The sequence below is a fragment of the Jiangella alkaliphila genome (genome assembly GCF_900105925.1).
GTDB lineage: Bacteria > Actinomycetota > Actinomycetes > Jiangellales > Jiangellaceae > Jiangella > Jiangella alkaliphila.
Window position 1 is genome coordinate 4,086,157 of sequence record NZ_LT629791.1, and the last position, 25,683, is coordinate 4,111,839.

A 25,683-nucleotide genomic window follows, 5' to 3' on the forward strand; every position below is an offset into this window, starting at 1 on the left:
GGACGGGGGAGGTGTGGCGACGGGTCGGGCGTCGATGTCGGCTGTCGTCTTCGATAGTGGCGACCGTCTTCGTTGGGGCGCGAGGACGGCTTCTGCCATCGAGGACCGCCCTGGCTGTCGAGGACGACGGTGCGGGTCGTGGTCTGGTGTGACGTCGTGGTCTGCCGTTACGCGAAATGGTGGATTCGGGGCTGGTGGCGTGACCGGGGACCAGGACGTAACGGCAGACCAGGACGCCGGCGCTCACCAACCTGGGTGTGAGTCGCGTTTCCGGGCCCGTTTCGCCGGTTCAGCGCGACTCACACCCAGGACGCGCCTCACACCCAGGAAGTCGACGCCGCAGAGTCCGGCGAACGGTGCATATCGGGCGGGCTGTGCCCGGTTCTTCCCCGTCCCCTGATAGCTGCCCGTTCTTAGGCCGCGGGCCCGCGGGTCAAGCGGTCTCGTCGGCGCGAAGCGCCCATCAGTCCGCTTGAGGCGCGGGTGCGCGGCTAAGAAAATGGGCAGCAGGGGGACGGCGAACCTCAACACCCCCCGACCGTGCGCCACATCACGGACGCAGCGCTTGCATAGTCATGCGGAACCTTGCATACTTTTGCTCGTGTCCAAAGTCCTCACCTCCCTGCCCGCCGGCGAGCGGGTCGGCATTGCGTTCTCCGGCGGTCTCGACACCTCCGTGGCGGTGGCGTGGATGCGCGACAAGGGGGCGGTCCCGTGCACGTACACCGCCGATCTCGGGCAGGCCGACGAGGACGACATCGACTCGGTGCCGGGGCGGGCGAAGCTGTACGGCGCCGAGATCGCCCGGCTGGTCGACTGCCGCGCCGCGCTGGTCGAGGAGGGGCTGGCCGCGCTGACATGCGGGGCGTTCCATATCCGCAGCGGCGGCCGCGCGTACTACAACACGACCCCGCTGGGCCGGGCCGTCACCGGCACGCTCCTCGTCCGGGCCATGCTTGAGGACGACGTCCAGATCTGGGGCGACGGGTCGACGTTCAAGGGGAACGACATCGAGCGGTTCTACCGCTACGGTCTGCTCGCCAACCCGAACCTGCGCATCTACAAGCCGTGGCTCGACGCCCAGTTCGTGGGGGAGTTGGGTGGACGGCGCGAGATGAGCGAGTGGCTGCGCACCCACGACCTCCCGTACCGCGACAGCACCGAGAAGGCGTACTCCACCGACGCGAACATCTGGGGCGCGACGCACGAGGCGAAGACGCTGGAGCATCTCGACAACGGCATCGAGACGGTCGACCCGATCATGGGCGTCCGGTTCTGGGACCCCGAGGTCGAGATCCCGGCCGAGGACGTCACCATCGGCTTCGAGCAGGGCCGCCCGACCACCATCAACGGCCAGGCGTTCGCCAGCCCGGTCGAGCTGGTGCTGGAGGCCAACGCCATCGGCGGACGGCACGGGCTGGGCATGTCCGACCAGATCGAGAACCGCATCATCGAGGCCAAGAGCCGCGGCATCTACGAGGCGCCCGGCATGGCGCTGCTGCACGCGGCCTACGAGCGGCTCGTCAACGCCATCCACAACGAGGACACCGTCGCGAACTACCACAACGAGGGCCGGCGGCTCGGCCGGCTCATGTACGAGGGCCGCTGGCTCGACCCCCAGGCGCTCATGCTGCGCGAGTCGCTGCAGCGCTGGGTCGGCTCGGCGGTGAGCGGTGAGGTGACATTGCGGCTGCGGCGCGGCGAGGACTACTCGATCCTCGACACCACCGGCCCGGCGCTCAGCTACCACCCGGACAAGCTGTCGATGGAGCGCACCGCCGACTCCGCGTTCGGCCCGGTCGACCGCATCGGCCAGCTGACCATGCGCAACCTCGACATCGCCGACTCGCGGGCCAAGCTGGAGCAGTACGCCGGGCTCGGCCTGGTCGGCGGCGCGCACGCGGAGTTGATCGGCGCGACGCACCTGGTCGGCGAGCTGCCCGAGGGCGGCGCCGAGGCCATCGCGTCCCGCGGCGAGGTCGACGCCGACGCCATGCTCGACCGCGCCGCCATGGAGGCCGGCACCGACTGACGCCGGTGCCGTCCTTCACGAGCAGGACGGTCAGCGGGACAGGAAGGCCCGGACCGACTCGGCGACGGCGTCGGGAGCCAGCCAGAACGCGCCGTGGTCCTGACCGGGCAGTGTCTCGACGATGACGGCGGGCAGGATCTCGGCCAGCGCGTGGGCGCCGTCGAGGAAGAACTGCTCGCTGTTCTCGCCGACCAGCACTAGGATCGGCGCGTCGACGGACCAGCGGTCGCGGGGGAGCGGCCGGCCGGACAGCAGGCCCTCGACGATGCGGCCGTCGTAGGCGTAGGTGTGCGCGAGCGTGGCCATCTCGTCCCACGACGGGTCCTGCTTCATGCCGGCGATCCACTCGGCCGGCACCAGCAGCACGTCGCTCATGAAGTACTCGACCGCCTCGCTGCGCTTCCCGGCGGCGACCAGCGCCTCCTGGTGCGCGACGTAGCCGGCCGGCGCCGGCGGCCGGGCGTCGTCGATGATGAACGGCGGCTCGTACAGGCCCAGTCCGGTGACCTTCGGGCCGAGCGCGGTGGCGGCGTCGAGCGCGAGGATGCCCCCGGCCGAGCCGCTGACCAGCGCCGCCCGGCCGCCGACGGTGTCGATGAGCGCCTCGATGTCGTCGATCTCGCGGGCCGGGTCGTACGGCTGCGGGTCGCCGCTGCCGCCGCGGCCGCGCCGGTCGTAGTTGACGACGGTGAAGTGCTTCGCCAGGGCGGCCGCCATGCCGGCGACGCCGGTGTGGTCCTCGGCGACCGTGCTGATGACGATGACGGCGGGGCCGGAGCCGGCCGTCTCGTACGCGATGGTGGTGCCGTCCTTCGAGGTCAGAGTCTGCATGGTTGGTCCTTTCAGAGGTGATTGTCGAGGCGGGTCAGCGCCTCCTGGTAGCCCTCGGCCATCCCGGCCGCGACCGCCTGCCGCAGCGCGTCGGCGTCGGGGAAGACGGCGGCGATGCTGACTCGGGTGCCGTCGCCGTCCGGGGTGAAGGTGACGTCGGTGACGACGCCGTCGTCGCCGTCCGCGTCCAGGAACTGGTCGAGGTAGACGAGGCGCTCGCGCGGCACCACGTCGCGGTAGGTGACGACGGCGTGGACCGGGTCGGCCGAGCCGTCGTCGGGGGCCAGCGAGAACCGCCACTGCCCGCCCGGGCGGACGTCCATGTGCTCGACGGTGGTGGTCCAGCCGTGCGGCCCCCACCAGCGGGCGACGGCGTCGGGCTCGGTCCACGCGGCCCACACCCGGCCGACCGCCGCGCGGTAGCGCCGGGCGATGGTGAGCGTGTTGGTCTGCTCGTCGATGACGATGCCGTCGCTGGTCACGAGCGGTCTCCGTTCGGGTCGGTGGCGGGGTCGGTGTCGTCGAGGAAGTCGCCGAGACGGTCCAGCCGCCCGGTCCACAGGACGGCGAAGCTCTGCGCCCACGCGCCGATGTCGCGCAGCGGCTCCGGGCGCAGCCGGTAGATGCGCTGCTGCGCCCGCCGGGTTGCGTCGACGACACCGGCGTCGGCCAGCAGCCGCAGGTGCCGCGACACGTGCGGCTGGGCCAGCCCGAGCGCGTCGACGATGGCGCCGACGCTGAGCGGGCCCGAGCGCAGCAGCTCGACGATGCGGAACCGGTTCGGTTCCGCGATCACGCTCAGCCGGTGCTGCAGCTCGTCCATACCTCGAACATACACAAGAACATATATACATGCAAGCAGATAAAGCTAGCCTGGCGCGATGGAGGTCGAGACGGTGACGATCGCGGTGGGACGGGACGTGCTCGACGAGCTGGGGCGGCGGCTGCGGGGGACCCGGTGGCCGCGGCACGACTCCGCCGACGACGCGCTCGGCCCGCCGTCCGCCGAGCTGCGCGAGCTGTGCGAATGGTGGGCGGACGGGTTCGTCTGGCCGGCCGTGGAGCGGCGCCTGAACCGGGCCCGGCAGCTCCTCGTCCACACGAGCCGTGGTGCCGTCCACGTCGCGGTGCACGACGGAGACGAGCGGCCGCCGCTGCTCCTGTTGCACGGCTGGCCGAGCAGCTTCCTGGAGTTCGAGCGGCTGGTTCCCCCTGCTCGCGCCGCGCACCGTCGTGGTCGCCTCTTTGCCCGGCTACGGGTGGTCCGAGCGCCCGGCCGGACAGTGGACCACCCGCGACACCGCCGGGCTGCTGGCCGAGGCGATGACGGTGCTCGGCTACGGCCGGTTCGTCGCGCACGGGACGGACTTCGGCTCCGCCGCCGCGACCTGGCTGGCGCTGGACCGGCCCGAGCTGGTCGCCGGGCTGCACCTGTCCAACCTCGACCTCGGCCCGACCCTGGCCGACGGCGACCGGCCGACCGACGAGGAGCGCGACTACCTCGACCGGTTCGACGCCTGGTGGCGCGGCGAGAACGGCTACAAGGAGATCCAGTCGACCCGGCCCGGCGCGCTGGCCCCGGCGCTGCTCGACTCGCCGGCCGGGCTGGCCGCGTGGGTGCTCGACAAGTGGTCGACCTGGACCGATCCGGCCCTGGGCCCGACGGTCGCGGCGCGGGCCGGCCGCGACGCGCTGCCCGAGCTGCTGACCTGGTGGTGGGCAACCGGAACCGTCGAGACGTCGGTGCTCGACTACGCCGACAACCGCGCGGCCGACACGACGATGCTGCCGCTCGGCGCCCGGGTCGAGGTGCCGACGGCGGTCGCCCGGTTCGGCCGCGAGCGCGGGTTCCGCGAGGACCCGCCGCGGTCCTGGGTGGAGCGGATGTACCGCCTCGACCGCTGGACCGACCAGCCGCGCGGCGGCCACTTCGCCGCCCTCGAGGCGCCCGACCTCCTTGCCGCCGACCTGCTCACCTTCGCCGCCACCCTCACCTGAGCCCGCGGCGCCGGCACCAAGGGGCGCGGGCGGCATGGACGCGGAGGGGCGGAGGGGCGGCGGATGCGGAGCCGGCGTCAAGAGCGCACGCGGCATGCTTCACCGCCGCGAAGCGGAGCCGGCGCAGCACCACCGCCCCTCTGCGCCGGACCGGCGGCCCTGTCGGTGCCGGATGAGAGGGTGCCGGAATGACCGCGACCCACCGCGTCCCGTGGCCGCTGCACCGCCGCCGGCTCGAACGCGCCACCGACTACTGGCTGTCCACCACGCGTCCCGACGGCCGCCCGCACATCGTGCCGCTATGGGGCGTCTGGCAGGACGGACGGCTCTACTTCAGCACCGACCCCGACTCGGTGAAGGGCCGCAACCTGACCGCCGAGCCGCGAGCGTCCGTCCACCTCGACGGCGGGCAGGACGTGCTGATGATCGAGGGGACGACGGCCAGGGTGGACGACGACGCCGTGCGCACGCGGGTCGACGACGCCATGGCGGAGAAGTACGTCACGCCCGACGGCGCCGCCTACCGGCTGGCCATGGACCCGCCGAACCGGCTCTGGGAGCTGCGCCCGGAACGCGCGCTGGCCTGGTGGGAGGCGCTGACCGGGCCGACGTTCACCCGCTGGGTGTGGACCGGCGGCCCCGACCCCGAGCCGGCGCCCGGCTGATCAGCGCGCTGCCCGCCGCCAGCGCCTCGGCCGTAGCGGCGATCGTCCGCTGCATCGCCGCGGCCGCCCGGGTCGGGGTGACGTCGGAGCGGTGCGCCAGGCTGACCGTGCGGGTCAGCGTCGGCGTCGTCAGACGCACCGAGCGCAGGCCCGGTCGGTCGAGCAGCACCATCGCCGGCACGACCGCGACACCGAGCCCGCGCTCGACGAACCGCAGCGCCGCGTCCATCTCCGCCCCTTCGAGCACGACCGACGGGGTCAGCCCGGCGGCGCGGAACGCCGCGTCGGTCGTGGCGCGCAGGTCGTAGCTCTCCGGGAAGACGATCTGCGGGAGCCCGGCCAGCCGGTCCAGGCCGATGGACGGCGTCGACGCGACCGGCGGCCGCGCGGCCGAGGAGATGACCACCAGCTCCTCGGTCAGCAGCGGCGTGCGGGTGAGGCTCGCCCCGGTGCGCGGCCGCCCGTCCGACGCGGTGATGAGCGCGAGGTCGAGCGCCCCGCCGGCCAGCTCGTCGATCAGGCTGCGCGAGCCGCCCTCGGTGAGGTGCAGCTCGATGCCCGGGTGGGCGCCGTGGAAGGTACTGACCGCCTCGGCGACCAGGCTGACGCACAGGGTCGGCGTCGCGCCCAGCCGCACGCGTCCGCGTCGCAGCCCGGCCAGCTCGGCCATCTCGCGGCGGACGGAGTCGGCGTCGGCGAGCATGCGGCGGGCCAGCGGCAAGAGCGTCTCGCCGGCCGCGGTGAGCGAGATGTGCCCGCGCGCGCGATGGAACAGCTCGGCCCCGAGCTCGCTCTCCAGCGACGAGATCTGCCGGCTGAGCGAGGGCTGGGCCAGGTGCAGGTGCTCCGCGGCCCGGGTGAAGTGGCCGAGCCTGGCGACCTCGGCGAAGCCGCGCAGCTGCTCCAGGTTCATACGTCATAGCGTAGGCGCATCGAAACGAGTCGAACAATGCATTGGCCACATCGACGGCGCGCGCCTAGCGTGGAAGCCATGAGCGCAGGCATCCCCGAACGACAGCTGTCCACCACGGTGCTCGTGATCGGGACGGGAGGGTCCGGGCTGCGGGCGGCCATCGAGGTCGCCGAGCAGGGCGTCGACGTGCTCGCCGTCGGCAAGCGGCCCCGCGACGACGCCCACACCGCGCTCGCGGCGGGCGGTATCAACGCGGCGCTCGGCACGATGGACGCCGACGACAGCTGGCAGCAGCATGCGGCCGACACCATCAAGGAGAGCTACTTCCTCGCCAACCCGCACACGGTCGAGATCGTCACGCAGGGCGCCGAGCGCGGCATCCGCGACCTCGAGCGTTACGGCATGGAGTTCGCCCGCGAGGTCGACGGCCGCATCTCCCAGCGCTTCTTCGGGGCGCACAAGTACCGGCGCACCGCGTTCACCGGCGACTACACCGGGCTGGAGATCCAGCGCACGCTGGTGCGCCGGGCCGAGCAGCTCGACGTCCCGATCCTCGACAGCGTTTACGTCACCCGCCTGCTCGTGCGCGACAACGTCGTCTTCGGCGCCTACGGCTTCGACCTGCACGACGGCACCCGGTATCTGATCCACGCCGACGCGGTGATCCTCGCCGCCGGCGGCCACAACCGCATCTGGCGCCGGACGTCCTCGCGCCGCGACGAGAACACCGGCGACTCGTTCCGGCTGGCGGTCGAGGCGGGTGCGCGGCTGCGCGATCCCGAGCTGGTCCAGTTCCACCCGTCCGGCATCATCGAGCCCGAGAACGCGGCGGGGACGCTGATCTCCGAGGCCGCGCGCGGCGAGGGCGGCATCCTCCGCAACGCCCTCGGCGAGCGGTTCATGCAGAAGTACGACCCCGAGCGCCTGGAGCTGTCCACCCGCGACCGCGTCGCGCTGGCCGCGTACACCGAGATCAAGCAGGGGCGCGGCACCGATAACGGCGGCGTCTGGCTGGACGTCTCGCACCTGCCGCGTGAGACGATCATGACCCGGCTGCCGCGGGTCTACCAGACGATGCTCGAGGTCCAGATGCTCGACATCACCACCGACCCGATCGAGGTGGCGCCCACGGCGCACTACTCGATGGGCGGCGTGTGGGTGCGGCCGGAGGACCACCGGACCGACGTCGAGGGGCTCTACGCCATCGGTGAGGCGTCCAGCGGGCTGCACGGCGCCAACCGCCTCGGCGGCAACTCCTTGATCGAACTGCTCGTCTTCGGCCGCATCGTGGGCCGGGCCGCCATCGCGCACTCGTCCGGGCTCGACGCCCAGCGCCGCTCGCGTGACGCGGTCGCCGAGGCGCGGGACGAGATCGACGGCCTCCTCGCGGCGGACGGGCCCGAGAACGTCCGCACCCTGCAGCGGGCGATCCGCGACACCATGACCGAGCACGCCGGCGTCGTCCGTGACGAGACCGGGCTCGAGACGGGGCTGGCCGAGCTGGAGAAGATCGAGGCGCGCATGGGCGACGTCGGCGTCCATCCCGACATCGCCGGCTTCCAGGACCTCGCGCACGCGTTCGACCTCAAGGCGTCCGCGCTGGCCGCCCGGGCGACGCTCGAGGCCGCGCTCGAGCGCCGCGAGTCGCGCGGCTGCCACAACCGCAGCGACTTCCCCGAGCTCGACCCGGAGTTCCGGGTCAACCTCGTGTGGTCGCCCACGGCCGGGGTCGTCCGCGAGGACATCCCGCCGGTGCCTGACGAGATCGCCGCCCTCATCGAGGACGTCTCCACCGAGGGGAAGCTGGTGGAGTAGTCAGGGCAGCGCCAGCAGCACCCGCTCGTCGAGGTCCTGCCAGACGATCGCGGACTCGGCGAACCCGGCCGCGTCCAGCGCCGCCTGGTGGAAGGCCAGCGACGCCGACGTGTGCCCGCGGCTGCCCTCGGGCCACAGCCCGGCCCGCTCGGCGTGCTCGGCGGCCAGCCCGGGGTCCGCCCGCAGCGCGTCCCACCAGGCCGCCCAGTCCTCGGCGCCGACACCGACGGCGTCGTCGCGGCGGCGCTGGTCGACCCGCTCGGCGGCGGCACGGATGCGCGGCGCGTGCCGGGGGAACGGCAGGTGGTCGCCGTTGAGGAACGGGCCGCGCGACGCCGCGAGCAGGCCGTGCAACGTCCGGTACAACGGCGCCAGCTCCTCCGGCCGCAGCCAGTGCAGGGCGGTCGTCGAGATCACCGCGTCGACGCCGCCGACGCCGAGCGCGGCCGGCCAGGACGGGTCGCGCAGGTCCGCCTTGATCCACGTCAGCCGCCCGCCGGCGTCGCCGTACGCGTCGCGCCCGATCCGCTGCAGGACCGGGTCGACGTCGACGGCGAGGCAGCGGGCGCCGGGCAGCCGGTCCAGCACCCGGACCGCCGTCGAGCCCGGGCCGGCGGCCAGGTCGAGGACGACCGGCTCCGACGGCGCCAGCTCCTCCAGGAACGCGAGCATGACGTCGTAGCGCCGCTCGCGGTCGCGGATGTAGACCTCCTGCTGCCGGTCCCAGCGGGCCAGCCAGCCGTCCGTCGTCATGACATCGATCGGTCGGCTCGTGCGGCAATGGCTCCTTCGCTCTGTTCGGCGAGCGGTCTGGACCGACGACTCGGCGGGACCTCCGGCCCCGCGTCGCCGTCGGTGCCGCATGAGCCTCCCTGGGCCGCCCGCCCGGTGACGAGGAACTGCAGCTGCACCTCGTGCCCGTCGGCGACGCCGTGGCGGCGGTCGAGGTCGAGGATGTCCGGCAGCGGTGTGACGGTGACGTCGGCGAAGCCGGCCGCGCGGACCAGCGCCGCGGACTCGTCGATGCTGGCCGCCTCGGCCAGCGGCAGCAGCGACAGCACGTCCCGTCCGTACAGCGTCTGCGGTGCGACGCCTGACGGGAACCAGGTGCTGTCGACGGCGGCGAGCAGCCCGCCCGGCCGCAGCAGCGCCCGCCAGTTCGCCAGCGCCTCGGCCGGCGTACGCAGCGTCCACAGCAGGTACCGGTTCGTGACGACGTCGAAGCTCGCGTCCGGGAAGGACGGCGCGACGGCGTCGCCGGCCAGCAGCTCCGGCGGGTGCGGCAGCGCGGCGGCCTTCGCCCGGGCCTTCTCCAGCATCCCCTCGGCGAGGTCGGTGCCGACGACGTCGTAGCCCAGCTCGGCGAGGATCAGCGCGACGTGACCGGTGCCGGTGCCGACGTCGAGCACCCGGGCCGGCGGGGCGGGCAGCGCGCGCCGCCAGACGTCCGTCCAGCCGGCCTTGATCTCGGCGTTGCCGAGCTGCTTGCGGTGGTGGGCGTCGTAGGAGTCGGCCCGCTCCGTCCAGTACTGGTTGATGGTGTCCTGCGCGGTGGTCATACGGAGACTCCTTCGGGAACCGGGTCGAGGGGACGGAACAGCAACTGGACGCCTTCGCCGGTGTCGATGCGCTGGACGCCGATGCGGTACACCGGCTCCAGCACCTCGGCGCGCAGGACGGCGTCCGGGGGACCGGCCGCGGCGACGCGTCCGCCGTCGAGCAGCACCAGGTCGTCGCAATAGCGGGCGGCCAGGTTGAGGTCGTGCAGCACCACGACGGTGGTCACCTCCAGGCGGCTGACCAGCTGCAGCACCTCGTGCTGGTAGCGGATGTCCAGGTGGTTGGTGGGCTCGTCGAGCAGCAGATGGTCGGCCTGCTGGGCCAGGGCGCGGGCGATCAGCACCCGCTGTTTCTCGCCGCCGGACAGCCCGGCGAACACCCGCCCGGCCAGGTGCCGGGCGCCGACCCGGGCCAGCGACGCGGCGGCGACGCGGTAGTCCTCGCGGCCGTGCCGCTGGAACGTGGACAGGTGCGGCGCCCGGCCGAGCAGCACCGTCTCGGTGACGGTCAGCGGCAGCTCGCCGGAGCCCTCCTGCACGACGACGGCCAGCCGCCGGGCCAGCTCGCGCGGCTTCAGGCCGCCGACCGGCGTCTCGTCCATCGTGACCAGGCCCGCCTTCGGCGCCAGCGCGCCGTACAGCGTGCGGAGCAGGGTGGTTTTGCCACTGCCGTTCGGCCCGATCAGCCCGACGACGCGGCCCGGCGCGGCGCTGACCCGGGCACCGTCGAGCACGAGGGTGTCGCCGTAGGCGAACGAGACGTCGTGGGCGCTGATCACGGGCTGACGCCGAATTGCTCGGCGATGCGCTCCAGGCCGTCGATAGACAGCGGCGTGGGCGGCTCGGTGAAGTTGAACAGCTGCACAAGGATGTCGTCGTTCTGGACGGCGCGCAGGTCCTCGGCGCCCGGCAGGCTGACGACGGCGTCCTTGACCGCGGCCGGGTCGCCGTCGACGTAGAGCAGGATCAGCACGTCCGGGTCGGCGGCGAGCACCTGCTCCAGCGACACCTCGAAGACCCGCTCGTCGACGTCGCCGAAGACGTTGCTGAAGCCGGCCGCCTCGAGCTGCGGGTGGGCCATGCTGCGGTTGCCGTAGGCGTAGCCGCTGCCGCCGCCGACGGTCGGGTACAGCACCGCCGCCGTGCGCTCCGGCGCGCCCTCGGCCGCCGCCTCGACCGCGGCCACCCGGTCCTGCAGGTCGCTGACCAGCGCGTCGGCCTCGTCGGCCCGGTCGAAGATCTGCCCGTAGGTCTCGATCTGCTCGTAGACGTCGTCGAAGGTCGTCGCGTCGACGCCCTCGGGGCAGTACACCGGCTGCATGAGGGCGTTGATGCCGACACCGTCCAGGCCCTCGCGGGTGATGCCGTCGGGCAGCCCCATCACCAGGTCGGGCTGCTGGGCGATGATGACCTCCTGCGAGATCTGCAGGTGCCCGCTGGTGTCGAGGTCCTCGCCGAGCGACTCGATGCCGGCGATCGCGGCGTTGGTCTCGTCGTCGTAGTACTCCTCCGGGAAGGCGCCGGCCCGCAGCACAGCGGCGTCCAGCACGCCGAGCTCGTGCATGATCGTCGCCGGCGCGCTCTCCAGCAGCACCACCCGCTCCGGCGGCGCGTCGAACGTCACGTCGACGCCGCAGTTCTCGACCGTCACCGGGTGGTCGCCGGCGGTCGCAGCCGCCTCGGTGGTGTCGTCGTCGGTGCCGCAGGCGGCGGCCAGCAGGACGAGCGCGACGGCGGCGGGCAGGTATCGCATCGGGTCTCCTGGGGTTCAGGCGCCGGTGGAGTGGAACCGGCGGACGAGGATCAGCAGGAACGGGGCGCCGACGAGCGCGGTGATGATGCCGATCGGCAGCTCGCGCGGCTCCAGCACGGTCCGGGCGGCGACGTCGGCCCAGACCAGGAAGATCGCGCCGATCAGGGCCGCAACCGGGACCACCCGCCCGTGCGCGGCGCCGACGAACCGGCGCGCGACGTGCGGGATCACCAGCCCGACGAAGCCGATGCCGCCCGACGCCGCCACGACCGCGCCCACGCACAGCGACACGACGACCAGCAGCTGCACCCGGAACCGGGTCGGCGGCACGCCGAGCGTGTGCGCGGTCTCGTCGCCGATCGCCAGCGCGTCGAGCCGCCGGCCCCACAGCAGCAGCGCGGCCAGCGTCAGGCACACCACCACGACGACGAGCGCCAGCGGCCAGCCCCAGCGGGCCAGCCCGAGCGAGCCGAGCAGCCAGAACAGCACCGACCGGGCGCCCTCGGCCGAGTCGGAGGCGAAGATCAGGAAGCTGGTGGCCGCGTACAGCGCGTAGCCGACCGCGACCCCGGCCATCAGCAGCCGCAGCGACGTGATCCGCCCGCCCGCCCGCGCCACCACGAACACCGCCGCCGACGCGCCCAGCGCGCCGAGGAACGCGCTCACCGACAGCGCGTTCTCGCCGAACCCGGCGCCGAGCCCGAACAGGATCGCCGCCGCTGCGCCGGTGGACGCGCCGGACGTGACGCCGAGCAGGTACGGGTCGGCGAGCAGGTTGCGGACCATCGCCTGCAGCGCGACGCCGCACACCGCCAGCGCCGCACCGACCACCGCGCCGAGGATCACCCGGGGCAGCCGGACCTGCCAGACGATGGAGTCCTCGGCCTGGGACCAGGTGACCTCCGCCGGCCGGCCGACCGTGCGGTGGCCGACGATCCGCGCGACGGAGCCGGGGTCGATGGCGACCGCGCCGAGGCCGACGGCCAGCACGACCGTGACCAGCAGGCCGGCGGACAGGCCGCCGATCCACAGCGCCGTGCGCCGCCGCTGCGCGACCTGTCCGAGGTCGTCGTCCTCGTCGAGAACGAGTGCATCGGTCAGACTCACGGCACCTCCGAAGACAAGGTCGCATGTGCGACTCTGTCGCATCTTGCCGGACGACGGCGGCCGGGCCAAGCCCGGAGGCGGCCGCCGGGGGAGTGTTCACCGTCCGCTCCGTGTTCGTTTCCGCCGGTGTTGGTGTTTCGACCAAGATCATCGCTTTCTCCAGGTACGGGCGCGTTTTCGTCATTCCGTCCGACCTCGAGTCACGGCTAGCGTCACGCGTCGGGGGAACCCGCAGCTCGAGAAGGAGGCTCCGTGTTCGCAGGCTCGAAACGCCGCCGATCGACCCTCGCGCTGGCGACCGTCGCGGTCACCGCGTCCGTCGTCGCGTCGCTGACGGCGACCGACATCGGCGTGGTCCCGGCGCAGGCGCTGGCCACGCACACCGTCACGTCACCGGACGGCGAGATCACCTTCGCCGTCCACGAGCAGCCCTCCGGTGCGCTGACCTACGAGGTCACCGCCGGCACCACGACGATCTTCGAGGAGTCGCCGCTGGGCATCTCGTCCAGCGCCGTCGACTTCTCCACCGGCCTCACCTACGCGTCGCAGACGCGCACGACCATCGACGAGACCTACACCCTGCCGGCCGGCACCAAGCCGTCCTACCGCGACCACGCCAACGAACTGGTGCTCAGCTACACCAAGGGCGGCCAGACGATGCGGCTGGTGGTGCGCGCCTACGACGACGGCGTCGCCTACCGGTACGTGCTGCCGGGCGGGAGTGGGAACGTCAGCATCACCGACGAGCAGAGCGGGTTCCGGCTGCCGGCGCCGACCGGCGGCTGGGCCGCGGTGTGGAACGGCAACTACGAGCAGGACTACATCTACCGGTCGGCCGCTGGCCTGAACGACGGAACCGAGCTGACGATGCCGCTGCTGGCGTCGATCGACGACAACGCCTACTTCACCGTCATCTCCGAGGCGAACGTCTACAACGCGAACGCGAGCTACGCGCCGGCGCTGCTGAAGGGCAGCCAGGCGAACGACGGCCTGCTGAACGTGGAGCGGACGCCGGACCAGGCGTTCCCGATCTCCAGCACGTACCCGTTCCAGACACCGTGGCGGGCCGCCGTCATCGCGTCGGACCTGAACGTGCTGGTGAACTCCGACCTCGTGCAGCACCTGAACCCGCCGGCTAACCAGGACGCGGACTGGGTGAAGCCGGGCCGGGCCGCGTGGTCGTGGTTCAGCGACGGCGACAGCGCCGCCGACCAGCAGAAGCAGCAGCAGATGGTCGACTTCGCCGCGTCGATGGGCTTCGAGTACGTCACCGTCGACTGCTGCTACGACCCCGACGTCGACCTGCCGGCCATCTCGCAGTACGCCGCGCAGCGCAACGTCGACATCTTCGCCTGGGTGACCGCGGAGCCGTTCGCCACGCCCGCCCAGGCCGATGCCCTGGTCGCCGAGCACAAGGCGTACGGCGTCGTCGGGCTCAAGGTGGACTTCTTCCTCAACGACTCGCAGAACGTCATGGGCTGGTACCAGTCGATCGGCGACGCCGCCGGCGAGCACGAGCTGATGCTGAACTTCCACGGCAGCACCAAGCCGGGTGGCGAGAACCGCACCTGGCCGTGGGTGGTGACGTCCGAGGCGGTCGCCGGCACCGAGCACTACCTCTACCCGCCGCCGACGACGGCCCGGCTCGACGCGACGTTCCCGTTCGTCCGCAACCCGATCGGCGGCATGGACTACACGCCGACGATGATCTCGCTGAACGCGTCGATCCTCACCCAGGCGCACACGCTGGCACAGTCGATCGTGTTCACGTCGGGCATGGTCAACTACTCCGACTCCGCCGCCGCGTACGAGCAGTGGCCGGGCCGCCACCTCATGCGCGCCGTCCCGACGGTGTGGGACGAGACCCGCGTCGTCGAGGGCTTCCCGGGCGACCACGTGACCATGGCCCGGCGCAGCGGCCAGGACTGGTTCGTCGGCGCGATGACCGACCCGGCGCGGACGGCGTCGGTGCCGCTGTCGTTCCTGGGGTCGGGCACGTACACCGCGACGGTCTTCAGTGACACCCCGGCCGGCCAGGTCCAGGTGAGCACGCAGACGGTGACCAGCGCGTCGACGCTGTCGCTGCCGATGATCGCCACCGGCGGCGCGGCCGTGCACATCTCGAAGACCCCGCTGGCGCAGATCGGCAGCGGCGACGTCCGGTACGAGGCCGAGGCGCCGGGCAACACGCTCTCCGGCAGCGCGGTGACGGACAACTGCAAGGGCTGCTCGAAGGGCGCCAAGGTCGGGTTCCTCGGCAACGGCGGCGCGGTGCAGTTCAACAACGTGAGGGCCGGCGCCACCGGCACCCACGAGCTGACCTTCACCTACACGTCCGGCGACCCGCGGTCGATCCAGATCGAGGTCAACGGGTCGGTCGTGAGCACCGAGGCGCTGAAGGACTCCGGCGGCTGGGAGTTCGTCAACAAGTGGACCATCGACGTGCCGCTCAACGCCGGCGCGAACACGATCCGGTTCTCCAACCCGGCCGCGTTCGGGCCCGACATCGATGCGCTCATCATCTCGCGCGACACCGAGGCGGAGGCGGCCGGCAACACCCTGGCCGGCGGCGCGACGGTGGCCGCGTGCGGTCCGTGCTCGGGCGGGTCGAAGGTGACGGCGCTCGGCGGCGGCGGGTCGGTGCGGTTCAACGGCATCACCGCGACGGCGGCCGGCAACCACACCGTCCGCATCGACTACGCCGCGACGGCCGATGCTACGGCGCAGGTCAGCGTCAACGGCGGCGCGCCCGTCACCGTCGAGTTCCCGTCGACGGGTGGGGCGACGGCGACCGCGACTGTCACGCTCGGGCTCGGCCTGAATGCCGGTTCCGGCAACACGATCACCGTCGCCGGCGGGTACGGCCCGGCGCCCGACATCGACCGGGTCACCGTCACGAACTGATCCGGTCGAGTCGACGAGAACGCCCGGCGCCGCCGCTTCCGGTGGTGCCGGGCGTTTCGCCGAGTTGGCGGGGGTTTGCCTAGTGGGGGCTGAGTCGACGTCGATGGCGCCGGCCGTCTTCGATAGCGGAGACCGTCTTCGATGGGCCGCGAGGACGGTTTCTGCCATCGAGGACGGCCGTGGCTATTGAGGACGGCGGTGTGGGTCGTGGTCTGGCGTTACGTCGTGGTCTGCCGTTACGCGAAATGGCGGACTTGGGGCTCGTGGCGTGACGGGGGACCAGGACGTAACGGCAGACGACGACGTCGGGTGCTCACCAACCTGGGTGTAGGGCGCGTCCTGGGTGTGAGGCGCGGTTTCGGGCTCGAAGTGGGTGTTCGGCGCGCGTGAGACCCAGGACGCGCCTCACACCCAGGAAGCCGACGCCGCAGAGTCCGGCGAACGGCGCATTTCGGTCGGGCTGTGCCCGGTTCTTCCCCGTCCCCCTGATAGCTGCCCGTTCTTAGCCTCGATCCGTGGACCGGTAGCTGATCGCTCGGTGTGGTGACAGAGAAAGTGCCTTCTGTGCAGGGAGGATCTGGATTGTCGAGGTCCTGATCGCCGCTGCCCGGAAGGCACTTTCAGTGAGGCTATCTCATGCGTGGTCGCGGGCCACGCCGATGTTCGATGATCCGAGCCTGGTGTCCTACGCCGGGCTGGTCCCGGTGATGGCGCTGGCTGAGAAGGCCGGCCTGTCGGAGCTGGTCACCGACCGGGTGAAGATCACCGCGATGAGGGTGCGGTCGGCTGGGGTGAACCCGGCGGGCAAGCTCACCGCGGTGATCGCGGGGATGGCGGCCGGCGCGGACAGCATCGACGATCTGGACGTGATCCGTTCCGGCGGGATGGGCGGCTGTTCGGCGAGGTGTATGCGCCTGCGACGTTGGGGCGGTTCCTGCGCGAGTTCACCCACGGCCACGCCCTGCAGTTGGCGTCGGCCGCGCGGGCGCACCTGGTCGGCCTGGTCGAGCGGACTGGGTTGTTGCCCGGCATCGACACCCGGGTGTTCGTGGACATCGACTCGCTGCTGCGCCCGGTCTACGGGCACGCCAAGCAGGGCGCCAGCTTCGGCCACACCAAGATCGCCGGGCGGCAGGTGATGCGCAAGGGCCTGTCGCCGCTGGCCACCACCATCAGCACCGAACGTGGTGCGCCGGTGGTGGCCGGGATCCGGCTGCGCGCCGGGAAGGCCAACTCCGGAAAGGGCGCGGCATCGATGGTGCGCGAGGCGATCGGGACCGCCCGCGCCGCCGGTGCCAGCGGGCAGATCCTGGTCCGCGGTGATTCGGCCTTCGGCAACAGCGCCGTCGTCAACGCCTGCCAGAAGGCGGGGGCCCGGTTCTCCGTCGTGCTGATCAAGAGGGCGTGTTGAATCTTTCGTGTAAGGCCGGGTGGGCCAGGATTGGTCCGGGCGTGTTTGCGTCGTGGCCGCGAGAGGATTCTTTGTGTCGGAGCAGGAGAAGGTTGTCGATTCCTCGGATGAGGCAGCTCGTCGGTTGGCGGCGGTGTTGCCGGATGAGGCGATTGATAATCTGTTGGCGGATGCCGAGTCGTCCGGGACACCGGTTGATGGTGTTCATGGGTTGTTGAATCGGTTGACGTCGAGAGTTCTGGAGCGGGCGTTGGAGACCGAGATGACCGATCATCTCGGTTATGAGCCCGGTGATCCGGCTGGGCGCGGATCGGGGAACTCCCGGAATGGGCGTTCGGCCAAAACGGTCGCGACGACGGCCGGCCCGGTGAACGTGACCGTGCCACGAGACCGGAATTCGACATTCGCCCCGCAGATCGTGCCGAAACACTCCCGGCGTGTCGGCGCGATCGAGGACATCATTCTGTCGTTGTATGCGCGCGGGCTATCGACCCGGGAGATCGAGGCGCACCTGAAGGAGATCTACGACATCAACACGTCGCCGGCGCTGATCTCCAAGATCACCGACGTGGTCGTGGACGAGATCACACTGTGGCAGAACCGGCCGGTCGACGAGGTCTACCCGATCGTCTACGTCGACGCCATCCGGATCCGGGTCCGCGACCGCGGCTCGGTCACGCTGAAGTCCGCACACCTGGTCGTGGGCGTCGACGTCGACGGGTTGAAGGACGTGCTGGGGATCTGGATCGCCGCGGAGGAGGGCGCGAAGTTCTGGGCGCACGTGCTCACGCAGCTGCGCAACCGGGGCCTGCGCGACGTCCTCATCCTGTGCTGCGACGGGCTCACCGGGCTGCCTGACGCCGCGCGCAGCGTGTTCGACAAGGTCACCGTGCAAACCTGTGTCGTGCACGTCATCCGCAACACGATGCGATTCATCTCCTACGGCGACCGGAAAAAGGTCGCCACGGCGATGCGTCACATCTACACCGCTCCCGGCGTCGCGGCGGCCGAGATCGCGTTGAAAGAATTCGAGCAGAATTTCGGGCAGCAGTATCCCGGCGCGATCGAGGTGTGGAAGAATGCGTGGAACGAGTTCATCCCGTTCCTGGATTACCCGGCCGAGCTACGCCGAATCGTCTACACGACGAACCTGATCGAATCAATCAACTACCAGCTGCGGAAGATCACCAAGACTCGCGGCCACTTCCCCGACGATGACGCCGCCATGAAGCTGCTCTTTCTCGGGATCCGTAACATCAGCCGGAAACGAGGAGGAGCATCAGGCACCGGAACCCATGGATGGAAGAAAGCACTCAACTTCCTGGTCGTGGAATTCCCAGGACGACTCACCTAGAAAAGTCACATCAAGGTAAAGGTTTGCCCTGTCTTACACGAAAAACTTGACAGGCCCGATCAAGAACCGTGCGGTGGCCCGGGCGATCGCCACCATCGACGACGACGCCTGGACGGCGGTGCACTATCCGGGCGCGGTCGTCGACCCGGACACCAGCGAGTTGATCTCCGACGCACAGGTCGCTGAAGTACCGTTCACCGCGTTCGGCTCCACCAAGCACCCGGTCACCGCGCGGCTGGTCGTGCGCCGGGTCCGCGACCGGGCACGCGGCGATGAACTGTTCCCGGTCTGGCGCCATCACCCGTTCTTCACCGACAGCACCGAGCCCACCGCCGACGCGGACATCACCCACCGCGGGCACGCAATCATCGAGACCGTGTTCGCCGACCTCATCGACGGGCCGCTGGCGCACCTGCCCTCGGGCCGGTTCGCCGCGAACAGCGCCTGGGCGATCTGCGCCGCGATGACTCACAACCTGCTGCGCGCCGCCGGCACCCTCGCCGGAGGCGACCGGCATGCCGTGGCCCGCGGTGCGACACTCCGCCGACACCTCGTCACCGTTCCCGCCCGGCTGGCCCGACCGCAACGCCGCCGCGTGCTGCACCTGCCCGAGCGCTGGCCCTGGGCCGGCCACTGGACCAACCTCTGCAGCGCGGTCTTCACCACCGGCCCGCCAACGGCGGCCTGACCCGACCACCCGCCCGCGAGGGCCCGACCAGAGACTGACACGTGGAAAAGCTGGGCAGACCAGCGGACCATCCCCGCCCAAACCACCATCAAGATCAACAATCGGATCCGGAGATCAACAGACCGCTCGTCCACGGATCGAGGCTTAGCCTCGATCCGTGGACTGGCTGGCTGGTCGTTCGGTGTGGTGACGAAGAAAGTGCCTTCTGTGCAGGGAGGATCTGGATTGTCTAGGTCCTGATCGCCACTGCTGCGGAAGGCACTCTCGGTGCGACTATCTCACGTCTGGTCGAAGGCGATGCCGAGGTTCGATGACGAGAATCTCGTGTCGTGCGCGGGGCTGGTGCCGGTGATGGCCTTGGCCGAGCAGGCTGGCCTGTCCGAGCTGATCTCGTCCAAGGTCGCGGTCGGCTCGGTGAGGGTGAAGTCGGCCGGCGTGAACCCGGCGGGCAAGATCACCTCGATCGTGGCGGGGATGGCTGCCGGCGCGGACTGCATCGACGATCTGGACGTGGTCCGTTCCGGCGGGATGGGCCGGTTGTTCGGCGGCGTGTATGCGCCGGCCACGCTGGGGCAGTTCCTGCGGGAGTTCACCCATGGCCATGCCCTGCAGTTGGCCTCGGTCGCGCGGGCGCATCTGGTCGGCCTCGTCACGACGACGGGGCTGTTGCCCGGGATCGGGACTCGGGCGTTCGTCGACATCGATTCGCTGCTGCGCCCGGTCTACGGGCACGCCAAGCAGGGCGCCAGCTTCGGGCACACCAAGATCGCCGGGCGGCAGGTGCTCCGCAAGGGCCTGTCGCCGCTGGCCACCAGCATCAGTACCGAGCACGGTGCGCCGGTGGTGGCCGGGATCCGGCTACGGGCCGGGCGGGCCGGTTCCGGGAAGGGCGCGGCGACGATGGTCGCCGAGGCGATCCGGACCGCCCGCGCCGCCGGCGCGGCGGGTGAGATCCTGGTCCGCGGTGATTCGGCCTACGGCAACAGCGTCGTCGTCGGCGCCTGCGTGAGGGCGGGGGCCCGGTTCTCCGTGGCGCTGACCAAGAACCGTGCGGTGAGCAGGGCGATCGCGACCATCCCCGCCGACGCGTGGACACCGGTGCACTACCCCGGCGCGGTCGTCGACCCGGACACCGGGCAGTTGATCTCCGACGCCCACGTCGCCGAAGTACCGTTCACCGCGTTCGGCTCCAAGGCCAAGAAGCACCAGGTCACCGCCCGGCTGATCGTGCGCCGGGTCCGCGACCGCGCCAAGACCGATGAACTGTTCCCGGTCTGGCGGCACCACCCGTTCTTCACCGACAACACCGAACCGACCGCCGACGCGGACATCACCCACCGCGCGCACGCGATCATCGAGACCGTGTTCGCCGACCTCATCGACGGGCCGCTGGCCCACCTGCCGTCTGGCCGGTTCGCCGCGAACGCCGCCTGGGCGACCTGCGCCGCGATGACCCACAACCTGCTCCGCGCCGCCGGCACCCTGACCAGTCCGCGGCATGCCGTCGCGCGCGGCGCGACACTGCGCCGACAGATCGTCACCGTGCCCGCCCGGCTGGCCCGCCCGCAACGCCGCCGCGTGTTGCACCTGCCCACGCACTGGCCCTGGGCCCAGCAGTGGACCCGCCTCTGGAACCACGTGCTCGCCACCGGGCCACCCGCCGCGGCGGCCTGACCGTCGACCACCGCCCGCACCGGGCCCCGACCGGACACCGACACGTGGAAGAGCTGGGCAGACCAGCCGACCAGCCCTGCCCACGACCCCGATCAAGATCAACAGTCAGGAGCGAAGATCACCCGATAGCCCTTCCACGGATCGAGGCTTAGGCCGCGTGCGCGCGGGTCAAGTCCAAGCCCCCGACCACAGCGAGCCAGCAGCACAGAGGCGCGGACTTGAGGCGCGGGTGCGCGGCTAAGAGAATGGGCAGCAGGGGGACGCCCCACTCGGCAAACCCCCGCCCCTCGTCCAAGATCAACGCGGCGTGGTGGAACGGAACTCCGTCGGGCTCATCGCGTGCAGCTGGCGGAACTGGCGGGAGAAGTGGAACGGGTCGCCGTAGCCGACGTCGCGGGCGATCTCGCTGACCGTCGACTCCGTCGTCGTGAGCAGCAGGCGGGCCCGCTCCATCCGCAGCGTCGTCTGGTAGGCGTGCACGCCGGCACCGGTCGCGCGGCGGAACAGGGTCGTCAGGTGCGACGGTGATACGCCGACCAGCGCGGCCAGCTCGGGCACCCGCACCGTCCCGTCCAGCCGGGAGACGAGGTAGTCCATCGCCCGCTCCAGCGGGTCGTCGGGCGGCGGCGCGGCGGCGCGGTCGGCGATCAGCTGGGTCAGCAGCTTCCAGGCCGTGCCGGAGACGCCGACCAGCCGGCCGGGTGCGTCGTCGTCGCGGGCGAGGCGGCCGACGATCTCGTCGGCCAGCGCGACGGCGCGGTCCAGGTGCCGGATCGGCACGACCGGCGAGCCCAGCGCCTCGACCAGCTCGGGGACGTCGCTGCCGCGCAGGTGACACCACCACACCGTCCACGGCGACGACGGTGATGCGCCGTAGGCGTGCGGCGTGCCGGCCGGGATCACCAGCGCCGCGCCCGCGCCGATGCGGTGCCGGGTCCCGCCGACGTCGGCCCAGCCGCTGCCGCCGGCGCAGATGACGACGACGGTCCGCCGCGCGCCGTCCGTAGGCGCGACGCTGAACCGGGCCGACGCAGGGGAGTAGCCGGCGTCGGTGACGACCAGACGCCGTGTGACCGGCGCCGTCAGCGCCGCGGTGACCTGGCGCCGCGGGACGGCGTACAGCCGCTGCGGGCGAAGACCGTCGCGGGCTGGCACGGCTCCGAGTATGGCACGAGTTACATACTTGACAAAGTTTATTAAGTCTTCGTAGCGTCGCTCTCGTGCCGATCCAGCGAGGCGGCCCGGTCGAGGGAACTCCGGCCGAGGGCGCCGTCTTCCTCTCCGCTCTGACCGCCGGGCCGATCGCCCGCGTCGACATCGCCCGCGAGACCGGGCTGTCGTCGGCGGCCGTCACGCGCGTGGCGAAGTTGCTGATCGACGAGGGCTACCTCGAGTACGCGCCGGACCAGCCGGTCGCGAACGACGAGACCCGGATGGGCCGCCCGAGCAGCCCGCTGCGGGTGCACGCGCGGCAGACCGGCTCGTTCGGCATCATCGTCCGGCGCGACGAGCTGATCGGCATGGTGTGCGACCTCGCCGGCGCGCCGCGGGTGTCCGAGCGGCGCCCGCTGGCCGACAACTCCGTCGGGGCCGCGGTCGGCGCCATCGCCGCGTTCTACCGCGAGTTGGTCGAGCGCGCCGAGGCCGCCGGCTTCGTCGTCGCGCCGCACGACCTCGGGCTCAGCCTGTCCGGCGACATCGACCACGACACCGGCTACGTGCGCTACTCGCCGTTCCTCGGCTGGCGCGACGTCGACCTCGGCACAGCCGTGAGCCTCGCCGTCGGCGCGCCGGTCGTCGTCGAGAACGACGTCAAGGCGCTCACCGTCGCCGAGCAGTGGTTCGGGCTCGGCCGCGGCATCACGAACTTCGCCGTCGTGACGATCGGCACCGGCATCGGCTGCGCGATCGTCGTCGACGGCGGGCTGGTCCGCGGCGCGCACAGCGTCGCCGGCGAGATCGGGCACCTGCCGCTCGGCGACCCGTCGGTCCAGTGCCACTGCGGCGCGCACGGCTGCGTCGAGGCCGAGGCGTCGACGAAGGCGCTGCTGGACAGCTGCCGCGCCGCCACCGGCCGCGACGACCTCACCATCGAGACGGCGGTCGAGCTGGCCCGCGCCGGTGACGACGGCGTCCGCGCGATCTTCGCCCGGGCCGGCCGCCTGATCGGCCTGGCGCTGGCGTCGGTGGCCAACCTGCTCGGCCCCGAGCAGGTCATCGTCGCCGGTGAGGGCGTGTCCAGCTACGACCTGTTCGAGACGGCGATCCGCGAGGCGTTCGCCGAGCAGGCCTTCGGCGCCGCCCACCAGGTCCCCATCCACGTCCGCGACCTGCCGTTCGAGGAGTGGGCCCGCGGTGCTGCCGCGGTCGCCATCCAGGAGCTCGTGTTCCCGTCCCGCCGGCGCGTCGTCGCCGCCGACGCCCGCCGCCGTCCAGGAGTCCGTCGTGTCTGAGTCCACCACCTGGTCCGTGTCGCACGGCGGCAACACCGTCGCCGTCACGTGGTTCCGCGGCCGGCTCACCTGGACCGCGCTGCACGACGGCGTCCAGGTCACCCCGCCGGCGCCGCTGCACCTGCGCCTGGCCGACGGCCGCGACCTGCTGTCCGGCGCGACGTATGTGTCCGACGCCATTCGCGACGTGGCCGAGGAGTACGACCTCGTCGTCGGCAAGCGGGTCGGCCGGCACGCCGTCGACCACCGAGAGCGCACGGTCCAGTTCACCTGCGTGGACGGCGGCGAGGTCGCCGTCGTGCTGCGGGCCGCGCCCGACGGGGTCGCGCTGCGGTTCGTGCTGTCCGGGCTGGACGGCGCGACGGTGACCGGCGGCGACGTCGACCTGCGGTTCCCGGCGACGGCGGCGGTCTGGCCGCTGACGTACACGCCCTGGTACGAGACCACCCGGTTCACCAGCACCCTGGACGCGCTGGAGCCCGGCGACTACGGCTTCCCGTTCCTCGTCGAGCTGGCGGACGACACGTTCGCGCTGGTCACCGAGGCCGATCTGGACGGCCGGTACGGCGGCTCGTTCGCGCGGTACGCCGGCGGCGGCGCGGTCACCGTCACTCTGGCCGCCGACGTCGAGCTGTCCGGCGACGCCGTAGCGACGCCGTGGCGGGTGGTGATCGTGGGCGACCTCGCGACCGTCGTCGGGTCGCACCTGGTGGACGACCTCGCGCCGGCGGTCGCCGGTGGCACCGTGCCCGAGTGGGCGCGGCCGGGCCGGGCGGCGTGGTCGTGGTGGTCGGACTTCTACAGCGGCGCGCAGCTGTCCAAGCAGCGGCGGATGCTCGACTACGCCGCCGCCCGCGGCTGGGAGTACGTGCTGGTCGACTGCGGCTGGGACGGCGTCTGGATGCCGGAGCTGGTCGCCGAGGCGAGCGAGCGCGGCGTCGGCGTGTTCGTCTGGGTGGTCTGGGACCAGCTCGCGACGCCCGAGCAGCGGCGGAAGCTGGCCGAGTGGGCGTCCTGGGGCGTCGCCGGCGTCAAGGTCGACTTCATGGAGTCCGAGGCGCAGGAGCGGTACCGCTGGTACGACGAGGTCATCGCCGAGTGCGCCCGGGTGGGCTTGATGATCAACTTCCACGGCTCGGTCATCCCGCGCGGCTGGGCCCGTACGTACCCGCACGTCATGAGCTACGAGGCGGTCCGGGGTGCGGAGTACTACGTCTTCTACAGCGAGCCGCTGACCCCCGAGCACAACACGATCGTGCCGTTCACCCGCAACGTCGTCGGGTCGGCCGACTACACGCCGGTGACGTTCTCGGCCGCCGCCCGGCTGACGACCGAGGCGCACGAGCTGGCGCTGGCCGTCGTGCTGGAGTCCGGGCTGCTGAACTTCGCCGACGACGTCGACGAGTACGCGAAGCGGCCGATCGCCGAGGCGGCGATCGAGCGGATCAAGGCGGCTTGGGACGAGACCCGGCTGCTGGCCGGGCGGCCGGGGGAGTACGTCGTGCTGGCCCGCCGCTCCGGCGCCGAGTGGTCCGTCGGCGCCCTGTCCGCGCTGGCCGAGCCGAAGACGGTCGCCGTCGATCTCACCGTTCTCGGCCTGAACGATGGTGAGTACGCCGCCACGATCATCACCGATGACGCCGCCGACCGGCTCACCCAGGCGGCCCGCGCGGTGACCGCCGCCGACTCCGTCGAGGTGACGCTGCGGCCGAACGGCGGCGCGCTGGTGCTGCTGGCCCCGGCGGCGCCCGCGGCCGCCGAGCCCGAGCCCGAGTCCGAGGCGGGCCCGCGGCCGGCCGTCACCGTCGCCGACCCGATCGTCCGCGGCGTGCCCGGCGAGCCGGTCGAGATCGCCGCCGTCGTCACCGGCGCCGAGCCGCACCTCGTCGTCCCGCCCGGCTGGGACCAGCCCCGCCCCATCCGCGACGGCGCCTGGTCGGTCACCGTCCCCGCCGGCACCGAGCCCGGCCACGTCGCCGTGCTCGCCGTCCACGCCGGCGACCCGCTCGGACCCCGGCGCTCCGCCCTCGCGCACGTGCGCGTCGTCAGCCCCCTCGGCGCGGAACCCGCGTCGCTCGTCGCGCTCACCCCGGTCGCCGCCGCCAACGGCAGCGGTCCGGTCGAGCGGGACATGTCCAACGGCGAGGGCAACCCCGCCGACGGCCGGCCGATGTCCGTGGCCGGCGTGCACCACCCCAGGGGACTCGGTGTCTGCGCCCCGTCAGACGTCACCTGGGTGCTCGACGGCGTCGCGGCGCGGCTCACCGCGTCCGTCGGCGTCGACGACGAGAGCCCCGCCGGCACGACGGCCACCTGCGCCGTCGTCGGCGACGGGCGCGTCCTGTCCACCGTCGAGGTCGCGTACGGCGAACCCGCGCGCGAGCTGGACGTGGACGTCACCGGCATCACCCGGCTGCGGCTGGTCGTGCGGCCGCCGGCGGCCGGCGCCGAGCCCGCGCACGTGGACTGGATCGACCCGCACGTGCGGCCCCTGATCTGAACGACCCCTTCCCAACGAGAGGCACA

The 25,683-nt window shown here is 71.9% G+C and carries 19 protein-coding genes and 3 pseudogenes; 12 read left to right on the forward strand and 10 right to left on the reverse strand.

Annotated elements, in window-relative coordinates:
* Nucleotides 1–601 precede the first annotated feature (601 nt).
* Nucleotides 602–2,032 (forward strand): argininosuccinate synthase, encoded by a 1,431-nt coding sequence (gene argG / locus BLV05_RS18645; RefSeq protein WP_046767170.1) that lies wholly within the window; start codon nucleotides 602–604, stop codon nucleotides 2,030–2,032.
* A gap of 30 nt (nucleotides 2,033–2,062) precedes the next feature.
* On the opposite strand, the gene BLV05_RS18650 is transcribed toward argG, so the two are convergent.
* From BLV05_RS18650 to BLV05_RS18660, 3 genes are read right to left on the reverse strand one after another with little or no spacing between them, the layout of a single operon-like run.
* Nucleotides 2,063–2,863 carry an alpha/beta fold hydrolase gene (locus BLV05_RS18650; RefSeq protein ID WP_046767169.1) on the reverse strand — a complete coding sequence of 267 codons (801 nt, stop codon included), beginning with the start codon at nucleotides 2,861–2,863 and terminating at the stop codon, nucleotides 2,063–2,065.
* Between the two features lie 11 nt (nucleotides 2,864–2,874).
* Nucleotides 2,875–3,345, reverse strand: a complete 471-nt coding sequence (locus BLV05_RS18655; protein WP_160312716.1) for an SRPBCC family protein — start codon at nucleotides 3,343–3,345, stop codon at nucleotides 2,875–2,877.
* The gene (locus tag BLV05_RS18660; RefSeq protein ID WP_046767168.1) at nucleotides 3,342–3,686 is read right to left on the reverse strand and encodes an ArsR/SmtB family transcription factor; all 345 of its coding nucleotides are present in this window, start codon (nucleotides 3,684–3,686) and stop codon (nucleotides 3,342–3,344) included. Before BLV05_RS18660 ends, BLV05_RS18655 begins: the two co-directional genes overlap by 4 nt.
* Before the next feature lie 58 nt (nucleotides 3,687–3,744).
* Between BLV05_RS18660 and BLV05_RS38670 the strand changes: the two are divergent.
* From BLV05_RS38670 to BLV05_RS18675, 3 genes and pseudogenes are all read left to right on the forward strand, one after another.
* Nucleotides 3,745–4,047: pseudogene (locus BLV05_RS38670) on the forward strand (epoxide hydrolase N-terminal domain-containing protein); the annotation flags it as partial.
* Nucleotides 3,974–4,861: an alpha/beta fold hydrolase gene (locus BLV05_RS37730; protein ID WP_160312715.1), complete on the forward strand. Its 888-nt coding sequence runs from the start codon at nucleotides 3,974–3,976 to the stop codon at nucleotides 4,859–4,861. The pseudogene BLV05_RS38670 and the gene BLV05_RS37730, both read left to right, overlap by 74 nt.
* Before the next feature lie 188 nt (nucleotides 4,862–5,049).
* Nucleotides 5,050–5,526 carry a pyridoxamine 5'-phosphate oxidase family protein gene (locus tag BLV05_RS18675; RefSeq protein WP_052762183.1) on the forward strand — a complete coding sequence of 159 codons (477 nt, stop codon included), beginning with the start codon at nucleotides 5,050–5,052 and terminating at the stop codon, nucleotides 5,524–5,526.
* Here the strand turns inward: BLV05_RS18675 and BLV05_RS18680 are convergent.
* Nucleotides 5,474–6,439, reverse strand: coding sequence for a LysR family transcriptional regulator (locus BLV05_RS18680; protein WP_046767167.1), 966 nt, complete (start codon nucleotides 6,437–6,439; stop codon nucleotides 5,474–5,476). The two genes, BLV05_RS18675 and BLV05_RS18680, sit on opposite strands and share 53 nt — an antisense overlap.
* 78 nt (nucleotides 6,440–6,517) lie before the next feature.
* On the opposite strand from BLV05_RS18680, the gene BLV05_RS18685 reads away from it, so the two are divergent.
* The gene (locus BLV05_RS18685) at nucleotides 6,518–8,254 is read left to right on the forward strand and encodes an L-aspartate oxidase (RefSeq protein WP_046767166.1); all 1,737 of its coding nucleotides are present in this window, start codon (nucleotides 6,518–6,520) and stop codon (nucleotides 8,252–8,254) included.
* On the opposite strand, the gene BLV05_RS18690 is transcribed toward BLV05_RS18685, so the two are convergent.
* Genes BLV05_RS18690 through BLV05_RS18710 form a run of 5 tightly spaced genes read right to left on the reverse strand, consistent with a single transcriptional unit; the run spans nucleotide 8,255 to nucleotide 12,673 of the window.
* Nucleotides 8,255–9,007 (reverse strand): class I SAM-dependent methyltransferase, encoded by a 753-nt coding sequence (locus tag BLV05_RS18690; RefSeq protein WP_046767165.1) that lies wholly within the window; start codon nucleotides 9,005–9,007, stop codon nucleotides 8,255–8,257. It lies immediately after the preceding gene.
* Nucleotides 9,004–9,813: a class I SAM-dependent methyltransferase gene (locus BLV05_RS18695; protein WP_052762182.1), complete on the reverse strand. Its 810-nt coding sequence runs from the start codon at nucleotides 9,811–9,813 to the stop codon at nucleotides 9,004–9,006. Before BLV05_RS18695 ends, BLV05_RS18690 begins: the two co-directional genes overlap by 4 nt.
* Nucleotides 9,810–10,592 carry an ABC transporter ATP-binding protein gene (locus BLV05_RS18700; protein ID WP_046767164.1) on the reverse strand — a complete coding sequence of 261 codons (783 nt, stop codon included), beginning with the start codon at nucleotides 10,590–10,592 and terminating at the stop codon, nucleotides 9,810–9,812. Before BLV05_RS18700 ends, BLV05_RS18695 begins: the two co-directional genes overlap by 4 nt.
* Nucleotides 10,589–11,566 (reverse strand): ABC transporter substrate-binding protein, encoded by a 978-nt coding sequence (locus BLV05_RS18705; protein ID WP_046767163.1) that lies wholly within the window; start codon nucleotides 11,564–11,566, stop codon nucleotides 10,589–10,591. The genes BLV05_RS18700 and BLV05_RS18705 overlap by 4 nt, the downstream gene beginning before the upstream one ends.
* A 15-nt stretch (nucleotides 11,567–11,581) precedes the next feature.
* Complete coding sequence (locus tag BLV05_RS18710) at nucleotides 11,582–12,673, reverse strand: FecCD family ABC transporter permease (protein WP_231948556.1); 1,092 nt, start codon at nucleotides 12,671–12,673, stop codon at nucleotides 11,582–11,584.
* 252 nt (nucleotides 12,674–12,925) lie between these two features.
* Between BLV05_RS18710 and BLV05_RS18715 the strand changes: the two genes are divergently transcribed.
* From BLV05_RS18715 to BLV05_RS18735, 5 genes and pseudogenes are all read left to right on the forward strand, one after another.
* Complete coding sequence (locus BLV05_RS18715) at nucleotides 12,926–15,577, forward strand: glycoside hydrolase family 97 catalytic domain-containing protein (protein ID WP_052762181.1); 2,652 nt, start codon at nucleotides 12,926–12,928, stop codon at nucleotides 15,575–15,577.
* Nucleotides 15,578–16,200: 623 nt separating this feature from the next.
* A pseudogene (locus BLV05_RS18720) lies at nucleotides 16,201–16,976 on the forward strand (transposase); the annotation flags it as partial.
* 136 nt (nucleotides 16,977–17,112) lie between these two features.
* Nucleotides 17,113–18,342 carry an IS256 family transposase gene (locus tag BLV05_RS18725; protein ID WP_083421475.1) on the forward strand — a complete coding sequence of 410 codons (1,230 nt, stop codon included), beginning with the start codon at nucleotides 17,113–17,115 and terminating at the stop codon, nucleotides 18,340–18,342.
* A gap of 61 nt (nucleotides 18,343–18,403) precedes the next feature.
* Nucleotides 18,404–19,030: pseudogene (locus tag BLV05_RS18730) on the forward strand (IS1380 family transposase); the annotation flags it as partial.
* 267 nt (nucleotides 19,031–19,297) lie between these two features.
* On the forward strand, nucleotides 19,298–20,704 hold the full coding sequence (locus BLV05_RS18735) for an IS1380 family transposase (protein WP_172860593.1): 1,407 nt from the start codon (nucleotides 19,298–19,300) through the stop codon (nucleotides 20,702–20,704).
* Nucleotides 20,705–21,001: 297 nt separating this feature from the next.
* Here the strand turns inward: BLV05_RS18735 and BLV05_RS18740 are convergent, their stop codons facing one another.
* Nucleotides 21,002–21,859: an AraC family transcriptional regulator gene (locus tag BLV05_RS18740; RefSeq protein WP_046770946.1), complete on the reverse strand. Its 858-nt coding sequence runs from the start codon at nucleotides 21,857–21,859 to the stop codon at nucleotides 21,002–21,004.
* Between the two features lie 65 nt (nucleotides 21,860–21,924).
* Here BLV05_RS18740 and BLV05_RS18745 point away from each other — a divergent pair, with 65 nt between their 5' ends.
* On the forward strand, nucleotides 21,925–23,157 hold the full coding sequence (locus BLV05_RS18745) for an ROK family transcriptional regulator (protein WP_197683198.1): 1,233 nt from the start codon (nucleotides 21,925–21,927) through the stop codon (nucleotides 23,155–23,157).
* The gene (locus tag BLV05_RS18750) at nucleotides 23,150–25,657 is read left to right on the forward strand and encodes a glycoside hydrolase family 97 catalytic domain-containing protein (RefSeq protein ID WP_160312785.1); all 2,508 of its coding nucleotides are present in this window, start codon (nucleotides 23,150–23,152) and stop codon (nucleotides 25,655–25,657) included. Before BLV05_RS18745 ends, BLV05_RS18750 begins: the two co-directional genes overlap by 8 nt.
* The last annotated feature ends 26 nt before the right edge of the window (nucleotides 25,658–25,683 follow it).